19 protein-coding genes are annotated in these 22,094 nt (G+C 39.2%); 7 read left to right on the top strand and 12 right to left on the bottom strand.

The genetic code is table 11. The features are described 5' to 3' along the window. Positions 1-185: 185 nt before the first annotated feature. Positions 186-557 carry a hypothetical protein gene (locus RM529_RS09450; RefSeq protein ID WP_311484551.1) on the top strand — a complete coding sequence of 124 codons (372 nt, stop codon included), beginning with the start codon at positions 186-188 and terminating at the stop codon, positions 555-557. A 130-nt stretch (positions 558-687) separates the two neighbouring features. Here RM529_RS09450 and RM529_RS09445 read toward each other — a convergent pair whose 3' ends face one another. The 4 genes from RM529_RS09445 to RM529_RS09430 form a co-directional block, all read right to left on the bottom strand. After that, entirely contained in the window at positions 688-2,955 is a 2,268-nt protein-coding gene (locus tag RM529_RS09445; protein ID WP_311484550.1) for an aconitate hydratase, read from the bottom strand. Positions 2,956-3,352: 397 nt separating this feature from the next. Further along, a complete protein-coding gene (locus RM529_RS09440; protein ID WP_311484549.1) occupies positions 3,353-4,306 on the bottom strand; it encodes an AAA family ATPase in 954 nt (317 codons plus the stop codon). Between the two features lie 10 nt (positions 4,307-4,316). After that, positions 4,317-5,747 carry a peptidylprolyl isomerase gene (locus RM529_RS09435; protein ID WP_311484548.1) on the bottom strand — a complete coding sequence of 477 codons (1,431 nt, stop codon included), beginning with the start codon at positions 5,745-5,747 and terminating at the stop codon, positions 4,317-4,319. Beyond that, positions 5,725-6,591, bottom strand: coding sequence for a peptidyl-prolyl cis-trans isomerase (locus tag RM529_RS09430; RefSeq protein WP_311484547.1), 867 nt, complete (start codon positions 6,589-6,591; stop codon positions 5,725-5,727). Before RM529_RS09430 ends, RM529_RS09435 begins: the two co-directional genes overlap by 23 nt. A 369-nt stretch (positions 6,592-6,960) precedes the next feature. Between RM529_RS09430 and RM529_RS09425 the strand changes: the two genes are divergently transcribed. Continuing rightward, a complete protein-coding gene (locus tag RM529_RS09425; RefSeq protein WP_311484546.1) occupies positions 6,961-7,482 on the top strand; it encodes an OmpH/Skp family outer membrane protein in 522 nt (173 codons plus the stop codon). A gap of 149 nt (positions 7,483-7,631) precedes the next feature. Here RM529_RS09425 and guaB read toward each other — a convergent pair whose 3' ends face one another. The 3 genes from guaB to RM529_RS09410 all read right to left on the bottom strand — a co-directional run bounded on the left by guaB (position 7,632) and on the right by RM529_RS09410 (position 11,305). Next, on the bottom strand, positions 7,632-9,104 hold the full coding sequence (gene guaB / locus RM529_RS09420) for an IMP dehydrogenase (RefSeq protein WP_311484545.1): 1,473 nt from the start codon (positions 9,102-9,104) through the stop codon (positions 7,632-7,634). Between the two features lie 185 nt (positions 9,105-9,289). Next, complete coding sequence (locus tag RM529_RS09415; RefSeq protein ID WP_311484544.1) at positions 9,290-10,153, bottom strand: hydroxymethylglutaryl-CoA lyase; 864 nt, start codon at positions 10,151-10,153, stop codon at positions 9,290-9,292. A 120-nt stretch (positions 10,154-10,273) separates the two neighbouring features. Continuing rightward, a complete protein-coding gene (locus RM529_RS09410) occupies positions 10,274-11,305 on the bottom strand; it encodes a quinone-dependent dihydroorotate dehydrogenase (RefSeq protein WP_311484543.1) in 1,032 nt (343 codons plus the stop codon). 112 nt (positions 11,306-11,417) lie between these two features. On the opposite strand from RM529_RS09410, the gene pepT reads away from it, so the two are divergent. Both pepT and RM529_RS09400 read left to right on the top strand, forming a co-directional pair. Continuing rightward, entirely contained in the window at positions 11,418-12,659 is a 1,242-nt protein-coding gene (pepT, locus tag RM529_RS09405) for a peptidase T (protein WP_311484542.1), read from the top strand. Positions 12,660-12,678: 19 nt separating this feature from the next. Beyond that, on the top strand, positions 12,679-13,272 hold the full coding sequence (locus RM529_RS09400; protein WP_311484541.1) for a YdeI/OmpD-associated family protein: 594 nt from the start codon (positions 12,679-12,681) through the stop codon (positions 13,270-13,272). Positions 13,273-13,439: 167 nt separating this feature from the next. On the opposite strand, the gene RM529_RS09395 is transcribed toward RM529_RS09400, so the two are convergent. The 4 genes from RM529_RS09395 to nusB all read right to left on the bottom strand — a co-directional run bounded on the left by RM529_RS09395 (position 13,440) and on the right by nusB (position 18,391). Beyond that, positions 13,440-16,253 carry a cation-translocating P-type ATPase gene (locus RM529_RS09395; RefSeq protein ID WP_311484540.1) on the bottom strand — a complete coding sequence of 938 codons (2,814 nt, stop codon included), beginning with the start codon at positions 16,251-16,253 and terminating at the stop codon, positions 13,440-13,442. Positions 16,254-16,620: 367 nt separating this feature from the next. Further along, a complete protein-coding gene (gene yajC / locus RM529_RS09390) occupies positions 16,621-16,926 on the bottom strand; it encodes a preprotein translocase subunit YajC (RefSeq protein ID WP_311484539.1) in 306 nt (101 codons plus the stop codon). Between the two features lie 10 nt (positions 16,927-16,936). Then, positions 16,937-17,398: a DUF1573 domain-containing protein gene (locus tag RM529_RS09385; protein ID WP_311484538.1), complete on the bottom strand. Its 462-nt coding sequence runs from the start codon at positions 17,396-17,398 to the stop codon at positions 16,937-16,939. 48 nt (positions 17,399-17,446) lie between these two features. Beyond that, complete coding sequence (gene nusB, locus RM529_RS09380) at positions 17,447-18,391, bottom strand: transcription antitermination factor NusB (protein WP_311484537.1); 945 nt, start codon at positions 18,389-18,391, stop codon at positions 17,447-17,449. A gap of 396 nt (positions 18,392-18,787) precedes the next feature. Between nusB and RM529_RS09375 the strand changes: the two genes are divergently transcribed. Then, positions 18,788-20,545, top strand: coding sequence for an ABC transporter ATP-binding protein (locus RM529_RS09375; protein ID WP_311484536.1), 1,758 nt, complete (start codon positions 18,788-18,790; stop codon positions 20,543-20,545). A 72-nt stretch (positions 20,546-20,617) separates the two neighbouring features. Continuing rightward, positions 20,618-21,010, top strand: coding sequence for a PUR family DNA/RNA-binding protein (locus RM529_RS09370; RefSeq protein ID WP_311484535.1), 393 nt, complete (start codon positions 20,618-20,620; stop codon positions 21,008-21,010). Positions 21,011-21,104: 94 nt separating this feature from the next. Here the strand turns inward: RM529_RS09370 and RM529_RS09365 are convergent, their stop codons facing one another. Further along, a complete protein-coding gene (locus tag RM529_RS09365; protein WP_311484534.1) occupies positions 21,105-21,440 on the bottom strand; it encodes a tRNA-binding protein in 336 nt (111 codons plus the stop codon). A 73-nt stretch (positions 21,441-21,513) separates the two neighbouring features. On the opposite strand from RM529_RS09365, the gene RM529_RS09360 reads away from it, so the two are divergent. Further along, on the top strand, positions 21,514-22,071 hold the full coding sequence (locus RM529_RS09360; protein ID WP_311484533.1) for a thioredoxin family protein: 558 nt from the start codon (positions 21,514-21,516) through the stop codon (positions 22,069-22,071). Positions 22,072-22,094: the final 23 nt, after the last annotated feature.

Here is a 22,094-nt window from a genome sequence, read left to right as displayed (position 1 = left end):
AAAGGTTTTATCCAGCGAACTAAGTTAAACACCTGTTAAATTTTTTAGAACTAATTTTGGAAACTATAGGTTACCATAACTTCGTATGGAAGAAACCATATGATGTAAAGGTTACATGAATGAAACACATATTATTATGCCACAACACTTTAAAATTAATCAACTCTAATTTGAACTTACTAAGTATGTATTATTCCATTTCCGAAGATCATAAAGGAAGTGATCATCTGGAATACACAGGAATCTTAAATAAACGTATTGCGATAAGGGAAGATATAAAACGCGAACTAAAAGAATATTTTAGTATACTTAAAGAAAGCAACGGAAACAAAGTTAAAAAATCGATCATTCTTGCGCTCTCCCCTTTTGTAAAACTCGAATATGCCATGACGGCATCATTAAGAAGACCTACCTGGGAAAATTGTGAAACTTGCGAACTATCCAATGTTAGTCTTTATTATGATTGTCTTTATAGGAATTCAAGCTCCAGGAATTTTACAGATTTGTTACTGAAGCAAAAAGGAAGAATAGAAGAATATCTTATAGCACAAATGTGAAAATTAGCTATTTGAAATGGGGATTAAAATAGCTAATTAGAAAGCCCGGAAGTATTTCCGGGCTTTTTTTAATCAAAAAACTCCCGAAAAGATCTTTCGGGAGTTTTATATTTAATGAACAAAGTGCAATTTAAGCCGCGTTCTGTTCTTTTATAAGGTTTAAGGCTGAACCTTTTCTATACCACGCAATTTGTGGTTCATTATAGGTATGGTTTGCCTTAATAGTATCTTTACTTCCATCGGCATGTACTACTTCAATAGTTAACTGCCTGTCTGGAGCAAAATCTTCAAGATCAACAAAATTGAAGGTATCATCTTCCTGAATAAGATCGTAATCTTCTTCATTGGCAAAAGTAATCCCTAACATTCCCTGTTTCTTAAGGTTTGTTTCGTGAATACGTGCAAAAGATTTTACCAACACCACTTTCACTCCAAGGTGGCGTGGCTCCATTGCCGCGTGTTCCCTGGAAGATCCTTCCCCATAGTTATGGTCTCCAACAACTATTGTAGGAACGCCAGCTTTCTTATATTCCCTTTGTACTGCAGGAACCCCGTCGTACTCTCCGTTAAGCTGATTTTTTACAAAGTTTGCCTTTTTATTGAAAGCGTTAATCGCTCCAATTAAACAGTTATTGGAAATATTGTCCAGGTGACCTCTGTAGCGCAGCCACGGCCCCGCCATAGAGATATGGTCTGTAGTACATTTTCCAAAAGCCTTAATTAGAAGTTTTACACCTGTGAGATTTTCACCATCCCAGGGTTCAAAAGGAGTAAGTAATTGAAGACGTTCACTATCCTCGGCTACTTTTACCTCTACCGAACTTCCATCTTCTTTTGGCGCAACATATCCTGCGTCTTCCACAGCAAAACCTTTTGTTGGTAATTCAATTCCCTTAGGTTCGTCCAACATCACTTCCTCTCCGTCTTCATTTATCAATTTGTCCCGTGTAGGATCAAAATCAAGTCGTCCGGAAATTGCAATCGCAGCAACCATTTCTGGAGAACCTACAAAAGCATGTGTATTAGGGTTACCATCTGCACGTTTGGAAAAGTTTCGGTTAAAGGAGTGGACAATGGTGTTCTTCTCATCCCCTTTACGGTCACTCCTGTCCCACTGCCCAATACAAGGCCCGCAGGCATTTGTAAAGACAGTAGCATCAAGATCTTCAAATATCTGAAGTAATCCGTCTCTTTCTGCAGTAAACCTTATCTGTTCAGACCCGGGATTAATACCAAAATCTGATTTTGCTTTTATCTTTTTATCTACCGCCTGTTTCGCAATCGACGCAGCACGCGTTAAATCTTCGTAAGAGGAATTGGTACAGGAACCAATAAGTCCCCAATCTACATTAATAGGCCAGTCTTCCTGCTTTGCTTTTACCGCCATTTCTGAAATTGGCGTTGCAAGGTCTGGAGTAAAAGGTCCGTTTAGGTGAGGCTTTAATTCTGAAAGGTTTATTTCGATCAATTCGTCAAAATACTGCTCAGGATTGGCATAAACCTCATCATCTCCCGTTAAATGCTCACGTACTGCATTTGCAGCCTCGGCAACATCTGTACGGTTTGTAGCCTTAAGGTAACGCTCCATAGAGTCGTCGTATCCAAAAGTAGAAGTGGTCGCACCAACTTCAGCACCCATGTTACAGATTGTACCTTTACCGGTACATGACATGCTTCTTGCACCTTCACCAAAATATTCTATAATCGCACCTGTTCCTCCTTTTACAGTAAGGATTCCCGCTACTTTTAAGATCACATCTTTAGCAGCAGTCCAGCCAGAAAGTTTTCCGGTTAGTTTTACACCTATTAATTTAGGGAATTTTAGTTCCCACGCCATTCCGGCCATCACATCTACCGCATCTGCACCACCAACACCAATGGCCACCATTCCCAGTCCACCTGCATTTACAGTATGAGAATCGGTACCAATCATCATTCCACCGGGAAATGCGTAATTTTCAAGAACAACCTGATGGATAATACCTGCACCCGGTTTCCAGAATCCAATGCCGTATTTATTTGATACTGATTCCAGAAAATCAAAAACTTCACTGCTTGATTTATTCGCACTCTGAAGGTCGATTGCAGCTCCCATTTTAGCCTGGATAAGGTGATCACAATGTACCGTGGTTGGCACCGCCACCTGCTTTTTACCGGCTTGCATAAACTGCAGTAAAGCCATTTGTGCCGTCGCATCCTGGCAGGCAATCCTATCCGGAGCAAACTCCACATAATCTTTTCCTCTCTCGTAAGCCTTAGAAGTTTCGCCGTCCCACAGGTGAGAATAAAGAATTTTTTCTGAAAGTGTTAAAGGTTTTCCAACAACTTCACGTGCTTTGTTTACACGATCTGCCATTTGGCTATACACCTTTTTGATCATATCAATATCGTATGCCATGTTCTAAAAGTTTTTTGTTCTAAAAAAGTCCCGCAAATTTACGAATTTCAGACGGGTTTTGAAAGTTATAGACAATATTCAGAAAATAATAGAAATAATTCATCTCTTTTTGCTGTTTATCTCTAATATATCCGTTAATATAAAAATTAAGGATAAAATTTAAGAATTTGCTAATTATGAAGGAAATGCTTAGCATTTTCTAAAATTTGTTGGCTTCCAAATGAATGAGTTTTCTCTTCGAAAAAGGTAAATTATTGGAGAAAAAATGGAAAAACCAACATAGAAAGTAATCAGAAAACTTTATCGCGGATTTTCTGTTTCGCGAAATCCAGAAAGATTACTAACCTAACCGGATATAGTAAAGCAGAACAGCAAACTGATCACTTCAGGCGAAGTTTCAGAATAGATCTTTAATAATTTTTTCTTCAGAAATACCTTCGGCCTCGGCCTTGTAATTCTTAATAATCCTGTGCCGAAGGATTCCAATCGCAACCGCCTGCACATTTTCTATATCCGGAGAAAATTTACCGTTAACGGCTGCATGCGCCTTTGCTGCGAGAATCAGGTTTTGCGAAGCTCTTGGTCCTGCCCCCCAGTCTACATAATCTTTTACCAAGTTGGGCGCTGTATCACCATTAGGCCTGGTTTTGCCTACCAGCCCCACGGCATATTCTATAACATTATCTGCAACGGGAATCCTCCTGATGACCTGCTGAATTTCCGATATTTCGTTTGCTGTAAGAAGCGGCTGAACCTGGGGTTTGTTATCTGTCGTTGTACTCTTTACCACATCTACCTCTTCCTGAAACGTTGGATATTCAAGGTTAATAGCAAACATAAACCTGTCCAGTTGCGCCTCGGGCAAAGGATAAGTTCCTTCCTGCTCAATAGGATTTTGGGTAGCCAATACAAAATAAGGAAGATCAAGTTTGTAATGGTGTCCCGCAACAGTCACCGCCCGTTCCTGCATCGCCTCAAGCAGTGCCGCCTGGGTCTTGGGCGGGGTACGGTTTATTTCGTCTGCCAGGATGATATTTGCAAAAATTGGCCCCTTAATGAATTTGAACCGGCGGTTCTCGTCCAGAATTTCTGAACCCAGGATATCACTGGGCATAAGATCTGGTGTAAATTGTATTCTTTTAAAATCCAGTCCCAATGCCTGTGCAATGGTATTTACCATTAGCGTCTTTGCCAGACCGGGAACTCCTATTAACAAAGAATGCCCCCCAGAGAAAATGGAGAGCAAAATTTGATTTATAACTTTATCCTGACCTACGATCACTTTCGCGATCTCCTTTTTTAACTGCCGGTTCTTTTCTACCAGCTTTTCTACAAGTGCAACGTCAGACATTAAAAATATTTTATTTCTTTAACCAGTTACTATTGTACTCGCAGTCCCTGAATTTGCTGTTTACTTTAATATAAGTGTCTGCAATTTTTTCTGTTTGCCATTCTTCTATAGCCTCCAGTTGCTTTGCCTGTAGCGCAAGATCCTTAATCTTGAGATAATCTGTAGCGTAATTTGCTTCGTGCTCGGGTATACGCTTTACAACCTTTATGAGTTTAAAAAAGGGCTTTCCTGTATCGTCATTGTCAGTTAACCTCAAAGACATCTCTCCTTCTTCAAGATTCACAACCTGATTGTAGATCTTGGGATCTAATTTAGTCAGTTCAAATTTTGTATCACCTGTCTGCGGGTTCCTTAACTTACCACCATCATTCCTGGTCTCTTTTTCATCTGAAAATTCTTTCGCAGCTTCAGCAAATTCTAGTTTACCTTCACCAACACGCTTTCTTATGGTGTCAATTTTCGACTTTGCTTCTTCTACAGTAGCATTTGTCACCCCGGGAATTAACAGGATATGCCGAAGGTCTACCTGTTGACCTCGTATTTTGTCGATCTCAATAATATGAAAACCAAATTCACTTTGAAAAGGCTCACTTACTTCACCTTCCTGAAGGCTAAAAGCAACATCCTTAAATTCCTTTACAAAATTGTCTTTTCTTCCTAAAGAGAGAATCGAGCCGCCGGTATTGGTATCATCAGAATATAAAATAGCTTTAGTTCTAAAACTCGCATCGTTATCCACAACATCAGCCCTAAATTCGTTGAGACGATCTATTACTTTCTGTTTTTCACTTTCAGGAATTTCAGGACGCACAACAATTTGAGCGATTTCCACCTCATCACCAAAAACAGGAAGTTCATCTTCCTTCATTTCTTCAAAGTAAGCCCGCACTTCTTCAGGGGTTACTTCTACACTTTCCACTATTTTTTGCTGCATCCTGGAAGAAAGTTGCCTTTCCTTGTTAATCTCAAAAAGCTCTGTGCGCAGTTCAGCTTCAGACTCTTTATTATAATATTCAACCACTTTTTCTACAGAACCAAGCTGCCTGCTCATTTCAGCAATTTGTTGATCGATGTAACTTCTAATATCAGCATCCAGCACCACGATACTATCCTGGACGGCATGGTGTGCATACAGCTTGTTCTCCATTAAAGAACCGGCCAGATTACATTCAGTTACGTTTGCCGTAGACATATTCTGGCTCTGCATTTGCTTATACATCAGGTCAATATCGCTGTCAAGGATAATATATTCACCAACAACAGCAGCAATTCCCTCAACCCTTCTGCGTTCATTGTTATTTTCGGTAATTTGCTGTGCCACTTCTTCTTTAGGCTGTATGGCTGTGCTGTCTGTTACAATAACCTCCTGGGCCTGCATTCCAACTACAAAAAGCATAAACATTATGCCCGTTGTGATCCTAGTTATATATTTCAAATTCATTGTTTTTAATTGCATCTTTTGTAATATCCTTTTCTAATTCCTTAACCAAATCCAGTTTTCGTTTGTTCAAAAGTATTTGTTCTATTGTAGCCGAAGCATATTCTAACGGAGCCTGCTCATTACGTGTAAGCACATCATTTACATAGACCAAATATACGCTTAGGGAATCTTCAAGCTGCAGATAATTCGACTTTTTTAGTAATTGGCTGCGATCATCGGCTGAAAGTGGACCAATCTTGTCGTAAACTGCTTTTGTCCTAACCCAGATAGAATCATTCATAGAATAATTTTTAAACTGAAGGGCAAGGTTTTCCAACTGTGCTTTATCCTCGTCGTTAAAACGAATAATCCAGCTTTTAATTTTATCCAGATTGGTATTATTTTTATCAAGGTTAATATACCTAACCTTTACCAAATCCTCATTAAGCTTAAAATTTTCCTTGTTCTGTTCGTAATACTGTTCAATTTCTTCTTCGCTTAATGCCGTATCCAGTTTCTTGGAAACTATAGCCTCGGTATATGCATTGGTATAAATTTCGTTCCTGTAGTTCTCTACCAGATCATCAAATTCTTCCTGCTGTTTCTGCGGAAGGTTAAGCAACGCCCTGTCTATAAGAAGTTGTTGCGTAGCCCAGCGGTTTATATAATTCGAAACAATTAAGCTACTATCTTCAGGAGACGTATTTTCATCTACCAGGGCTTCTATATCCTCTTCATAAAGGTAAGAATCGTTTACCCTAACAACTATATTTCGTTCCTCTGCCACACTAAAGTAATCGCATCCCACAAGCGGAAGTAAAACTAAAATAAAGACAAGCCGGCTTAATATTTTATTCAAACTCATTCTCTTAGGCTTTCAATTTCTCTGCCAAATACATGCCATAAATTTCTGCCCCATAAATATGGGCAAAAATAAGAATTAGATTAGGTTCTGCAAGCTAAGCCTCTATTGAAATTTAGTACAACCGGTTTTAGTTGAATTAAGATCCTGAAGAACTTTCGATAAAATATTAATGACTTCTATCTTCGGAAGGTTTGCCGGACAGAAGGTCGAAAATTGCCAATTTTGGGCACCCACCTTTTTTCGGGGTATTTAAGGCCCTGCTAATTTGAAAAATTTTTCTTCGGAAAAAGTTCGTAAAAAAAACAATTTCTCCATTTCTATACGTTTAATTGTATGTGGCTCTTATATTTGCCAAAAACTTATAATAAAATGAAAAAAATTGGTTTACTTATTACACTTTTCTTCGTTAGTGTAATAGCAAATGCACAAACAAAGACAGGTACGATCGATCCGGAATTTATTCTTTCCAAAATGCCCGAAATTACCGAGGTTAATACCGGCCTGGAAGGTTATAACGAGGAATTACAGGGAAATTTGCAGGAAAGCATCAGCAATTACGAAACATTAATTGCAGATTATCAGGAAAATAATTCCGCTTTAACCGAAGAACAGAAGAAAGAGAAGGAAACCGAAATTATCGGCCTCGAAAATGAAATAAAAGGTTTCAGGCAAAAAGCTTCTGTAATGATTCAGATGAAAAGAAATGAACTCTCAGAGCCGCTTTACCGAAAAATTGAGGCAGCAATGCAAAAGGTCATACAGGCAGAAGGATATACCCATATTATTAATTCTGGCGGAAACAGCCTTGCTTTTGCCGCCGAGCAATATGATATCACAGAATTGGTGATGGAGGAATTGGGAATTTCAACAGAAAATTTAGAAGCTGAATAAAAGCCGAAAATTGCCAAAAACACAAAGCCTCAGTTTTTAGCTGAGGCTTTTTTGTTTTCCTGCAAGGTCTTAAGGACCTTGTAGGTATATTTTAGAAATGATAATTCGGTTTAAGAACTATCCCGAATCTTATATAATTCTAATAAACCTTATCTGCTATAATTAGGAGATTCCTTGGTGATCGTCACGTCGTGCGGATGACTTTCATGTATCCCGGAAGAGGTGATTTTAATAAATCTACCATTCTCCTTTAGGGTTTCTATATCTTTAGCGCCGCAATAGCCCATTCCGGCTTTCAGACCTCCAACAAACTGATGGATACTTTCTTCAAGTTCTCCTTTATAAGGAACCCTTCCCACAATCCCTTCCGGAACCAGTTTTTTAATATCATCTTCCACATCCTGGAAATAACGATCTTTTGAACCCTTTTGCATGGCTTCAACAGATCCCATCCCGCGATAGGATTTAAATTTTCTTCCTTCGTAAATAATGGTTTCACCGGGAGATTCTTTAGTTCCGGCAAGCAAAGAGCCCAACATCACCGTATCTGCCCCGGCGGCAATCGCTTTGGGAATATCTCCGGTATAGCGAATCCCTCCATCTGCAATTACAGGTACGCCACTGCCTTTTATAGCTGCAGCAACTTCCAGGACTGCCGAAAACTGAGGAAATCCAACCCCGGCCACGATCCTGGTAGTACAAATAGACCCGGGACCAATCCCTACTTTTACCGCATCTGCTCCTGCCTCAACCAAGAATTTCGCGGCCTCTCCCGTAGCTATGTTTCCAACCACCACTTCAAGATCTTTAAACTTCTTTTTAACTGCTTTTAAAACTTCCACCACACCTTTGGTATGGCCGTGTGCAGTATCGATAATTACCGCATCTACTCCGGCTGCAACAAGAGCTTCCACCCTGTCTACAGCATCCAGTGTTACCCCAACTGCCGCGGCAACACGAAGCCTTCCGTAGCTATCTTTATTAGCCATAGGCTTTTGGGTAAGCTTCGTAATATCCCGAAAGGTAATTAGCCCCACCAGCTTATCTTCCTTATTTACAACCGGAAGCTTTTCAATCTTGTTCTCCTGAAGGATATCTTCTGCCTGGTCCAGCGAAGTCCCTTCAGAAACCGTTACCAGGTTTTCTGAAGTCATTACTTCTGCAATTGGCCGCTCAAGATTTTTTTCAAAACGTAAGTCACGGTTGGTGACTATCCCCAACAATTTTCCTTCGCCATCTACAATGGGTATTCCTCCAATGCTATGCTCCCTCATCTGGGCCTTGGCATCTTTCACTTTTGCCGAAATTGGTAAAGTAACAGGATCGATGATCATGCCGCTCTCTGCCCTCTTTACCTTTCTAACCTTTAAAGCCTGTTGCTCAATTGTCATATTCTTGTGAAGTACGCCTATGCCTCCTTCTCTTGCCATAGCTATAGCCATACGAGATTCTGTAACGGTATCCATCGCAGCAGATACAATGGGAACGTTAATGGAAATATTCCTCGTAAATTTTGTACGGATACTGACTTCGCGCGGTAAAACTTCAGAAAAAGCGGGCACTAAGAGTACGTCGTCGTATGTGAGACCTTCTCCAAGAATTTTAGATTCGTGTGCAGTCATAGCAATTAAGGATTTAATTGCGTGCAAATATAAGCTCTTTTGATTAGAAATAGCCGATTATAGCAAGCTAATTATTTGCGAGAAGCTTTCGGGAAACTTATAATAAACTCTGCACCGGCTCACAGATAGGAATTTGATTATTAAGTGGATGAAATTATAAAAATAAATCTTTAAATATCTAACTTTTAATGATATGAAGTAAAAAGCTTTGTGGCCTCATTATATGCAGATTCGAAACTCCCCATCCTCACATTGCTGTCTGCCTTTTTAGAATTAAAATAGGAAACCATCTTTTCTGAAGGCATATTTCCTGTGAGTTCATCCTTAGCCATAGGGCAACCGCCAAAACCCTGGATTGCGCCATCAAACCTGTAGCAGCCGGCTTTATATGCCGCATCTATTTTCTCATGCCAGCTGGAAGGCGTGGTATGCAGATGTGCACCGAATTCTATATTCGGAAATTTTGGAATCAGATTCGAAAACAAGTAGTCTATAACATCTGGTGTAGAACTTCCAACAGTGTCTGATAATGATAAAATTTTAACTCCCAATGCCGAAAGTTTTTCTGTCCACTCCCCTACTATTTCCACATTCCATGGATCACCATAAGGATTCCCAAAACCCATTGAAAGATAGGCCACCACTTCTTTATTATTATCCCCGGCAATCTCTATAATATTCTTTAGAACTTCTACAGATTCTGAAATGGTTTTATGGGTATTCCGCATCTGAAAATTTTCAGAAATTGAAAAAGGATATCCTAAATAGTGGATTTCCTCATAAACTGAAGCCTCCTGCGCACCACGCATGTTGGCGACAATAGCCAGAAGTTTACTGTTCGTCTTTGAAAGATCAAGTTGCTTTAAAACTTCTGAAGTATCTGCCATTTGCGGAATGGCTTTGGGAGAAACAAAGCTTCCAAAATCTATGGTATCGAATCCGCATCTTAAAAGTGACTGGATATACTGCACTTTTTTATGTGTGGGGATAAAGGGTTTAATCCCCTGCATTGCATCCCTTGGACATTCGATAAGCTTTATTTTTTGCATAGATCCAAAGATAGCAAAAGCCCCCCAACCCCCAAAGGCGGAAGATACCTCTGTTTAAATTAAAAAAACCTAAAAATACAGGTTACGCGACTTATTGAAATTACAGCTTTAATTTTTCTCTTACTTGTTTCTATCTGCCACTTCCAGGATCTTATGGTTTATAGCTTTTACAAGCGCCGGACCTTCATAAATAAACCCTGTGTATAATTGCACAAGGCTTGCCCCGGCATCCAGTTTTTCCAGCGCATCCTCTGGAGAATGGATACCTCCCACGCCTATTATCGGGAAGGCCTTGTTGCTTTTTTCAGATAAGAATCTAATAACTTCGGTAGAGCGGTTCTTCAGCGGTTTTCCGCTCATTCCGCCAGTTTCTTTTTTGTTTTCAGATTTTAAACCTTCACGTGAAATGGTAGTATTGGTGGCAATAATACCGGCGATTCCGGTCGACTGCATAATTTCAATAATATCGAGCAACTGTGCATCGGTAAGATCGGGTGCTATTTTTAACAATATCGGCTTTTGCTTCGGCTTTGCAAGATTTAGGTTCTGAAGCGTATTTAACAAATTAGTTAAGGGCTCTTTATCCTGAAGTTGCCTTAAATTAGGCGTATTTGGGGAACTCACGTTAACCACAAAATAATTTACATGCTCATAAAGTGCTTCAAAACAAATTTTATAATCTTCTACTGCATTTTCATTAGGAGTAACTTTATTTTTCCCAATGTTACCTCCAATAAGCACATTCTTATTCTTTTTTAGCCGTTCCACCATGATCTCTACCCCGCCATTATTAAAACCCATACGGTTAATAATCGCCGCATCCTCCTTAAGCCGGAAAAGCCTCTTTTTCTCATTGCCCGGCTGCGGTTTGGGCGTCACAGTACCAACTTCTATAAACCCAAATCCGAAATTGGAAAGCTCTTTATATAATTTTGCATCTTTATCAAAACCAGCAGCAAGACCAACCGGATTTTTAAATTTAAGACCAAAAACTTCCCTCTCCAATTTGCGGTCATTAACCTGGTACTTTTTCTTCAGAAAAGAAGATATTCCCGGAATCTTATTGACTTTCTTTAAAACATTAAAAGTAAAGTAATGCACTTTTTCAGGGTCATATCTAAAAAGTGCCGATCTAATTATAGAGGTATACATAGTAGTGGGTTTGTACAAAAGTAGTTTAATTCAGAAAAAAATATGAGAGGAAAACCTAAAAGGTTTTGAACCCGTTTTGCGAATGTGTATTTTTGAATAAAGATGAACAACAATGACCAATAAGCAGCGAATATTAGACAGATTTCTAAGCTATGTGAAGATTGACACCCAAAGTGACCCTGGTAGCGATTCTACCCCAAGTACAAAAAAACAATGGGCTTTAGCAAATTTACTCGTAGACGAGCTAAGGGAAATGGGGATGCAGGACGTTAATATAGATGAGCATGCTTATGTAATGGCGACTTTACCCGCAAATGTTGCACACAAAGTACCTGTAATAGGCTTTGTTTCCCATTTTGATACCACGCCAGATTTTAGTGGAAAAAATGTGAATCCGCAGATTATAGAAAATTACGACGGCGGGGATATTATCTTAAACAAAGAAAAGAATATCACCCTTTCTCCTGAATATTTTGAAGATTTAGCGCAGTACAAAGGCCAGACGATAATTACCACAGATGGCACAACGCTCCTGGGTGCCGATGATAAAGCCGGGATTGCAGAAATCATGACGGCCATGCAGTACCTTCTTGACAATCCACAAATAGAGCATGGCGAAATAAAAATTTGTTTTACCCCAGATGAAGAAATTGGCAGGGGCGCACATAAATTTGACGTTCAGAAATTTGGTGCAGAATGGGCTTATACAATGGATGGCAGCCAGATTGGTGAACTTGAATACGAAAATTTTAATGCAGCTTCAGCAGTAGTAAAAGTAACTGGTAAAAGTGTGCATCCGGGATACGCTAAGGATAACATGATTAACAGCCTTTATATCGCCCAGGATTTTATAAGCTCCTTACCAAGACTGGAAACCCCGGAACATACCGAAGGCCGACAGGGATTTTTTCACCTGAGTAATATGAAAGGTGATGTTGAAGAATCCGAACTTCATTACATAATCCGGGATCATGATAAGAAGCATTTTGAAGCCAGGAAAAAAATGATCCTGGACCTGGGCGAAGAAATTTGTACGCAATACGAGCGCGACTGTGTACATATAGAAATTAAAGATCAATACTCTAATATGAAGGAAAAGGTAGAACCGGTAAAACATATCGTGGACCTTGCCGAAAAAGCTATGAAAGCGGTAGGTGTAAAACCTATTATTAAACCCATACGAGGTGGCACAGACGGTGCACAGCTAAGTTATATGGGCCTTCCCTGCCCTAATATTTTTGCCGGTGGGCATAATTTCCACGGAAAATACGAATATGTACCCGTAGAAAGTATGCAGAAAGCTGCCGAAGTAATTGTAAAACTGGCCCAGCTTACTTCAGATCAATATAAATGATTAATCCGCTCCTTAAATTATGCCTGTACAATCAGCAGATCAATATCTAGAAGTACACCCTAACTGGCAGGAAGAACTTTCTGTTTTGAGAAAGATGTTAATTTCTACAGAGCTGAAAGAAGAAATAAAATGGGGCGCCCCGGTTTACACTCTTAAAGGAAAAAATGTGGTAGGATTGGCTGCTTTTAAAAATCATTGTGCAATTTGGTTCTTTAATGGTGTGTCACTTCAAAAAAACACATCTTTACTGGAAAACGCACAAGAAGGAAAAACTAAGGCACTTAGGCAAATAAAATTCAGGAAAGGAGATGAAGTAAATCCCGATGTTTTGCTGAAATATGTAGCAGAAGCCATAGCCAATCAGAAATTGGGAAATACAGCAAAACCAAAAATTAATGCCCAGCTAATTTTACCTCCTGAACTAAAAAGCGCTTTTGAAGAGGACGAAGAATTAAAATCTGCTTTTGCCAAACTTCCTGAAGGCAAACAAAGGGAATATACCCACTATATTACTGAAGCAAAACGGGAAAACACGAAGCAGAATAGATTGGAAAAGATACTCCCTTTAATTAAAAAAGGATTTGGTTTAAACGATCACTACAGAAAGGTATGAAAACTGGCATTTTTAGCCTCTCACTTTTTTAGCAAGATTTTGAAACCTCGTAGATAACAATCTTCCGTAATTCTCATCTTTCCTGATTATATTTCGCCATTTACACCTTAAAACATGTAGCAAATACGAATAAATACGTTTTTTTTCTCCGCCAATCCTGAATTTTTCTAAAAATCTTTCCATATCATTTTAATCGCCTGGATAATAATGGTAGGAAGAATACTGGCAATAATTATGATTATCCAAACCCTGAAGTCCAGTCGCTGAAAGGCAAAAACTTCTGCCAGAACGGGAATAAAATATGCCGCGAAAAGTACAGCGGTGCATAAACCAATAGCCATCCAAACATATTTGTTCCGGGTTACCTGGTTGTTGAAAAAGTTTTCGTCTGCTTCCCGCATATTAAAAACATGAAGAAATTGAGCAAGCGCAAGGCTAAAAAAAGCAATGTTGTTATTTATTTCTTCAAGCTCTCCCCACACGTAGTGAGAATAAAGATAAGCACCACTTACCGAAAGGGCAATTATGATCCCGTAAATAACAATTTGCGTCCAGTTTTTCCTGGTAATTATTGGTTCTTCCGGATCCTTGGGCGGCAACTTCATCACATGCGGATTGCCCTCTCCTATCCCCAATGCCAGTGCGGGAAAGACATCAGACAACAGGTTAAGAAACAGCAACTGCAAAGGTAAAATGGGCAGGATAAAGAGCGTAAAACTCATTAGGGCGATAATAAGGATTTCTGCAAGGTGATAGGAGAGCTGATACATCACAAACCGCCTTATATTTCCAAAAATGGTACGCCCCTGTTCAATGGCTTTCACTATAGATTCAAAAGAATCGTCTTTAAGAACAACGTCTGATACTTCCTGGGCCACCTGAGTCCCCCTCTTGCCCATGGCGATCCCAATATCAGCTTTTTTAAGGGCGGGCGCATCGTTCACCCCGTCACCGGTCATACCCACGATTTCCCCTTCGTCCTGGTAGTGCTGAATAAGTTTCAGCTTTTGTTCAGGATCTACACGGGAGAAAATAGGTGTGGTAACCAACTTCTCGTTGTTATCTTTTTCAAGTTCTTCCTGAAGATGCTTTCCGTGAAGTACTTCAGAATCTTTTTGCTCATCTTCTTCAGAAAGATGGACCTGCCTCCCTACGTTCTTTGCGGTACCGGGATGATCCCCTGTTACCATCACTACCTTAATTCCGGCAGCTTTGGCGCCATCTATAGAGTCGGTCACTTCTACACGCGGTGGGTCCAGAAAGCCAATAAGTCCAACCAGTGTAAGTTCCTGTAAAAAATCCTCAGCTTCGTCTCCTTCTGGAAGTGTATCTGTTTCTTTATATGCAAATGCGAGTACCCTCAGGCCATTTTCAGCCAGATCATTATTTTGTTTTTTCCACTTTTCTTTTTGATCCTCAGACAAATCTTTAAGCTCCCCTTTTATCAGTATTTTATGTGAGCGGTCCAGGATAGCATCTGTAGAGCCTTTCCCCGCAATATAAAATTTATCATCTTCTTTGTAGGCGGTGCCCATCACCATAGACTCCGAGTCGAAAGGGTCGTGCAGCTTTCGCTCCAGTCCACGCTTTTCTCTATAAAAATCTTTGTCAAACCGGCTCACAAAATTCAGCAGAGCAATTTCCAGGGGGTCTCCTTTAGCCGAAACATTTTTATCGTCATCGCCGTTCTCTTCATCTTTATCGTGCTTACTATTATCCCCTTCTGAATAATCTCCGGAAGAATATGTTTCCTTTTTTTCTTCTTTCCCAGGAGCTTCATTATCGTTTCCCAGGGAAGCGTCATTGGCCAAAACTGAAATCTTCAGCATATGGCTGAAGTTTTCATTTTCTTCGGGATTTTCGGTATTTTCCAGGGTAGGTTTTTTACCGCCATGCCAGTCCACTTTTATAAGCTCTTTTTCGGGAAGGCAAAAGCTATCTACAGTAAGTTCATTTTTTGTGAGCGTCCCTGTCTTATCAGTAAAAATCACAGTGGTTTCGCCCAGAGTTTCCACAGCACTTAATTTTTTAATCAGGACGTTCTTTTTCGAAAGTCGGTACATACCACGCGCCAGGGCAATACTGGCAACAATTGGCAAACCTTCGGGAATTGCGGCAATAGCCCAGGCTATAGATGTTTGCACCAGTTGATATACTTCTTTTCCTGCGATCCAGCCAATTAAAAAGAAGGCAGCTGCCATGGCCAAAATGACCCAGATGAGATTTTTGGTTAACTTGTTAAGCTTTAAGTTAAGAGGCGTTTCCTCATCTTCCTGTTCCTGCACCATGGCCGAAATATTTCCCATTTCAGTATCCATCCCGGTTCCAAAAACAATAGCTTTTCCTTTGCCCCCGGTAATAGCTGTACCCTTGTACACAATGTTGGTACGGTCTGCCACCTGTTTTTCATCTTCAATAATTTCTGTAGTTTTATCTACAGGAACAGATTCCCCGGTTAACGGTGCCTCGTCGGCCTTTAACTCAGTGGCCTCCACTAAACGGGCATCAGCCGATACAAGGTCTCCGGCTTCTAACAGCAGCACGTCCCCGGGAACAACCTCTTCAGCATCAATTTCTATATCTTTTCCATCTCTTAAAACCCGCGCCTGGATCTTATCCATTTCTTTAATGGCTTCCATAGATTTTTGGGCCTGGTATTCCATCCAAAAACCAATAATGGTATTAACCAGCAGAACGGCAAGGATTGCCACAGCCTCGGGGATATCCCCGAAAGCAAAAGCAAGGGCAGCTGCCGCGGTAAGCAGATAAATAACCGGATTATTTATTTGAGAAAGAATAATTTGCCAAATGCTACGCTGCTTACTTTCCTTAAGCTTATTACGGCCATGCCTGTCAAGCCTTTTTTCTACTTCATTATGGGAAAGTCCGTTTTCAGGATCTGAGGATACTGAATCGGCTACTTCTTTCCATTCTTTCCGGTAGGCGTCTTTAACAGCCTTATTTTTACTTGGTTCTGCCATTATAGTTTGGGCTCGGTTAACTTCTTATTCCGGATAGCACTTACCGGAATATTTATATGAGTTAAAACCCAATGTAACTTTTATTAAAGGGCTTCAGATAATTCCACTCCAGCTTAAAGCACCCGGTTTTCTATACTAAAAGTATAGTTTTTTTTCGAGGTGAAAAATCAATTTCAAGAGATTTTGATTCCGAACTAATTAGTGTAAATGGTTCTATCTTGCTTTAAAAAACACATTGAATTTCGACTAAAAATCACTCTTTTATTTTAGTCCAAACTAGGAAATTCCAGAAATAAAAAACCTGTGAAGAAACTAACTTCACAGGTTTTTAAAATTTTTGTTACCTCAAAGGCTAACGCAAGTATAATTATTTCTTTTCCTTTACTGCCGGCTTTGCAGGCTCATTAAGTTTTTTGCTCATTTCCATAGAAATGGAAGAACGATCAAAAGTAATTTTCCCTGCCCCGGTTTCTATAATTACTGCATTATTTTTCTCACTAAAATCTAAAATTTTGCCGTGCATCCCACTTTTAGTAACAATCCTGTCACCTCTCTTAAGTTCTTCAACAAAGTTTTTTTCCTGCTTTGCCTTTTTCATTTGTGGACGTATCATAAAGAAATACACCACTACAAACATTAAGATTATTGGGGCAAACTGCGCTAAATTATCCATATAGTTCTTTCTAGCTATTGGTTTCTCCCGCTTCTACAAAAGCTTTAATTTTTACCTGCTCTTTTCCTTTTTCGGTATTTGCAGATACGGTAACGGTTTTAGTAACCTGCCCATTTCCTGAACCATTATATTTTACGGTCATTTCTGCAGTTTCTCCCGGTGCGATTGGCTCGTTGGGAGCATCTGGCACTGTACATCCACAAGAACTTGTAGCATTGGTAATTACAAGAGGTGCCCTTCCTGTATTGGTAAATTTAAAAATATGTTCTACGTTCTCTCCTTTTTGGATAGTTCCAAAATCGAATTCCTCTTCTTCAAAAGAAATTTCCGGATAAACGGTATCCTGAGCATCACGCTCTGCAGCTGTTTCCACATTTTCTGCTCTTACTTTGTCTGAGGCATTGTTGTTATCCTTACAAGAAGAGAAAAGCAGCGCTCCAACTGCTGCTATCATTAAAAGTCCTTTTTTCATAATAATTTATTTAAATATTTAAAGTTTAAAATTAATAAAAATTCTTTACTACATCAGGCCGCGGCCCATTTTATTTAATTTCCCTTCGGTTTTATATTCCCGGGATAATTTATCTAAAACACCATTAATAAAAATGCTGCTTTTAGGGGTACTGTATTCCTTTGCAATCTCCAGATACTCATTAATAGTAACCTTTACAGGAATTGAAGGGAATTTCATAAACTCACAAATTGCCATTTTTATGAGGACCATGTCCACTTCAGCAATTCTATCTTTGTCCCAGTTAGGTGTTTTCCCCAACATTTCTGAAGAAAGTACCTCATCATTGAGATAGGTTTTTCTGAATAGCTCGATGGCAAACTCCTTATCCTCCGGACTTTTAAAAAGTTTTGTAAGCTTTAATGAATCGGCTGAAGTTTCTTTAAGCTTTTGAAGCATCTTTAAAATTGCCGTATTAATTAACGGAAGGTCATCCAGCCAGGTCAATTTTTTATCTTCCAGATATTCGTAGAGTTTATCGTTGGGAGCTATTATTTGTTTGAAGATTTCAATAACAAAATCCTTATCTTCTTTAAAAGAGGAATTGCGGGTGTGCATGTAATCTCCATAAAGTTCACTTTTTTTGATTTCTTCCCAAACAATAGTCACATATTCGTCATCCCTCTTCCAGTGAGTTATTTTATGATCTTCTAAAACCTGGCGCAAATGCTCATTCTCATCAAGGATTTTGAAGACTTTATTATCAAGAAATTTCTTGTTTGGATCTCTATCTTCCTTCGTGGCCAGGTGCTTCTGCTGGGATCTCTCAAGAAATTTTTCTGCCTTCCCCCTTATTTCAGAAAAGAGGTTTAACTGGAGCAGGTAGAGATCATACATATCTTCCATACTCTTCTTAAGAAATTTTTCTTCCGTGGCAAGTCTGTCATTTTGGCTTTGATTAAAGGCGTATAACGACTGCATGACCTTAACGCGAATATGTCTTCTTGTCAACATAAGTGTAAAAGAACTTTAATAATTAGAAAAGCGAAATTAATTACGCGCTGCAAAAATACCAATAATTTAAAACTGACTACTTGAAAACAGGTTTTTTTCTGAATTCAATCTTTGCTTAGCCGGTATTACGCAATCCACAAAATAAAAAATGTATGTAACCAACTTACATAACACATCTTCTGTCTCTACCAACTGTGGTGCAACAGTAGCACTGAAACTCTAAGCCATATACCAATAATTGCTTATAAACCTGTATCTTTGCACCCAAAAAAATTGCTGATTATTTGAGTTTGTTGTCAAAAGCGCATGTAAACCTTTTAGCTTGCTTTTATAAAACACTGAAATTAATCTGAGCACTTTTTTTGATAAATTGGATCATTTGAACCTCCAGGCTTAATGAAGCACTTAAAACATCTTAATAAATATTTTTATAAGTATAAATGGAAGCTTATTAGCGGACTGGTAATAACCATAGCCGCACGTATTTTTGCCATTTATTATATTCCTTTAATTGGTGATTCCACAAACGTAATTGAAGATTACATAAAAGGCGAGATTACAGAACTTTCTGTAGTACGCAGCGAACTGGCTTACAATATAATGATTATTGTAGGTGCCACGCTAATTTCTGCGTTCTTCACGTTTCTCATGCGGCAAACATTTATTGTAGTATCGCGCCACATGGAATTTGACCTTAAGAACGAAGTCTACCGGCACTACCAGGATCTATCGCTTAATTTCTACAAGAAAAACCGTACTGGAGATTTAATGAACAGGATTAGCGAAGATGTATCTAAGGTACGAATGTACCTTGGGCCCGCTATTATGTACAGTGTCACTACCTTCACCTCTACCGTTGTGGTTTTAATTTATATGATAGATGCTGCGCCAGAGCTTACACTTTACACAGTGATTCCCCTGCCGGTTTTATCCTATGCTATTTATAAATTAAGCGTGGACATCCATAAACGCAGCACCGTTGTACAGCAATATCTATCGAGGCTAAACACCTTTACACAAGAGAGTTTTAGCGGAATTGCCGTGATTAAATCCTACGGGATGGAGCAGCACACCAACAGTGACTTTGTAGAACTTTCTAACGGCAGCCGCGATAAAAATCTCGACCTTGTAAAAGTACAGGCATTCTTTTTTCCGCTCATGGTACTGCTTATTGGGATAAGTAATATCCTGGTAATTTATATAGGCGGAAGAAAATATCTAAATGGCGAAATAGAAAATCTCGGCGTTATTGTAGAGTTCCTGCTGTACGTAAACATGCTTACCTGGCCTGTAGCTTCTATTGGATGGGTAACTTCACTGGTTCAACAGGCATCTGCGTCCCAGCAGAGAATCAATGAATTTCTGGACGAAAAACCTGAAATTACAAACAAGAAAAGTTCTGAAGATAACATAAAAGGAGCTATTGCCTTTAAGGATGTAAGCTTCACCTACGATGATACAAACATCACCGCTTTAAGAAATATTTCTTTTGAAGTTAAAAATGGAGAAACCCTCGCCATTATCGGTAAAACAGGTGCCGGAAAATCAACAATACTGGAACTTATAGGGCGCCTTTATGATGTGGAAGAGGGCGAAATTACCATCGACGGAAGAAATATCCAGAACTTAAACCTCGATAGTCTTAGAAAAAGTATAGGCTACGTTCCTCAGGATGCCTTCTTGTTTAGTGACTCTATCAAAAACAATATAAAATTCGGAAAAACAAACGCGATCGAAGAGGAGATATATGAAGCTGCCAAAAATGCCTCAGTCCACAAAAACATTGTGAACTTCAGCAAAGGATATGATACCGTGCTTGGAGAACGTGGGATTACCCTTTCCGGTGGCCAAAAACAGCGGGTTTCTATTGCAAGAGCCATAATTCATGATCCCGAGATTTTGCTTTTTGACGACTGTCTTTCAGCTGTAGATACAGAAACTGAAGAAGAAATCCTGAATAATCTTTTTAAAATTTCCCAAAATAAAACGACTATTATAATTAGTCACAGAATCTCTTCAGCTAAAAACGCAGATAAGATAATCATCCTGGAAGACGGGCGAATAGTGCAACAAGGTACTCATTCCCAATTAATAAACGAGACGGGATACTATAAAGAGCTATATGCAAAACAGTTAAATGAAAAAGAAATGTGAAAATTCTTTGCTAAATGTTAATAATTTTTAGATTTTTGAAGAGCAAATAAAAACCAACTAAAGCATTTATTTATGAGCGACAAGGGAACGATGGAGAAAGAGGAAATATTCTCTAAAGTGCTAAGAGCCGGAAGAAGAACTTATTTTTTTGATGTAAGGGCTACCCGGGCTGACGATTATTACCTAACCATCACAGAAAGTAAGAAATTTACTAACGATGATGGATCTTTTTATTACAAGAAACACAAGATTTACTTGTACAAAGAAGACTTTGCAGGATTCAATGAGATTCTAAAAGAAATGACAGATTTTATCCTGGACGAAAAAGGTGAAGAGGTAATTAGTGAGCGCCATCAGAAAAATTTTAAGCCTGAAGAGCAGGAAGAAACAAATGCTGCACCAGCAGCAGCTGCTACAACTACCTCTCCAAAAGCTTTTACAGATGTAAGCTTTGACGATATCTAGAAAAGTTACATTTTCAAAAATTTGACCGCCCTTTACTCAACAAGGGCGGTTTTTTTTATGCTGTTTTGTAAGAGAAAATCCTATGGCTTTCCAGTTATCCAACTCTTAAGCCGTTTTTTACTTTAAAGCCAGGCTCTAAAAGCACAATATCGTCCTGCTTACCCACAGCGCCAAGAACAAGGCATTCACTCATGAAATTGGCGATTTGCTTCTTCGGAAAATTTACTACAGCAATAATCTGTTTATTCTTTAAATCTTCCATCTTATAACGGCTCGTTATTTGGGCCGAAGATTTTCTGAAACCTATTTGTTCCCCAAAATCTATTTTTAGCTGAAAAGCTGGTTTTCTGGCTTCCGGGAACTCCTTTACTTCTGTAATTGTTCCAACCCGCATCTCCACTTTTTCAAAATCCTGCCAGGATAGATCCATAACTATACTTTTTCCAACTGAAATTACTGAAAACTCTCTAATTTCCACATCAATTTGTAACTTTAAATAAAAAATGTCGAGAACACCTTCCTTCATGTTACCGTTGGATACTATTGCTCCTTACTTCAGGCTTCAGGACAGTATCACAGATCATTTTTACACCCTAGAAGATATCAGGGGTGAAAAAGGAACTTTGATAATGTTTATTTGTAACCATTGCCCGTTTGTTAAGCATATAAATAATGAGATAGTACGACTGGCCAACGATTACCGCCAGTCGGGTTTTGGATTTGCCGCCATTATGAGCAACGATGTAGAAAGATATCCACAAGACCATCCTGTTCTTATGAAAGATCATGCCATGAAGCAGCAGTATTCATTTCCGTATCTGTACGACGAGACTCAGGAAGTTGCCAAATCTTACAAAGCTGCGTGTACACCCGATTTTTTTCTTTTTAATGATGAGTTGAAGCTTATCTACAGGGGCCAGCTGGACAATTCCCGTCCCGGTAATGGTATTCCTGTAAACGGGCGGGACTTACGGGAGGCCATGGATGCTGTATTAAATAATCGTAAAGTTTCTTTGTCGCAAAGACCCAGCATTGGTTGCAATATCAAATGGAAGGAGTAGCTTAATAGTTCTGGGATAGATAA

Origin of the sequence: Autumnicola edwardsiae (assembly GCF_031846505.1) — a bacterium.
Lineage (GTDB): Bacteria > Bacteroidota > Bacteroidia > Flavobacteriales > Flavobacteriaceae > Autumnicola > Autumnicola edwardsiae.
The sequence above is the reverse complement of the archived record's forward strand: the minus strand, read 5'-3'. Positions and strand labels throughout refer to the sequence as shown.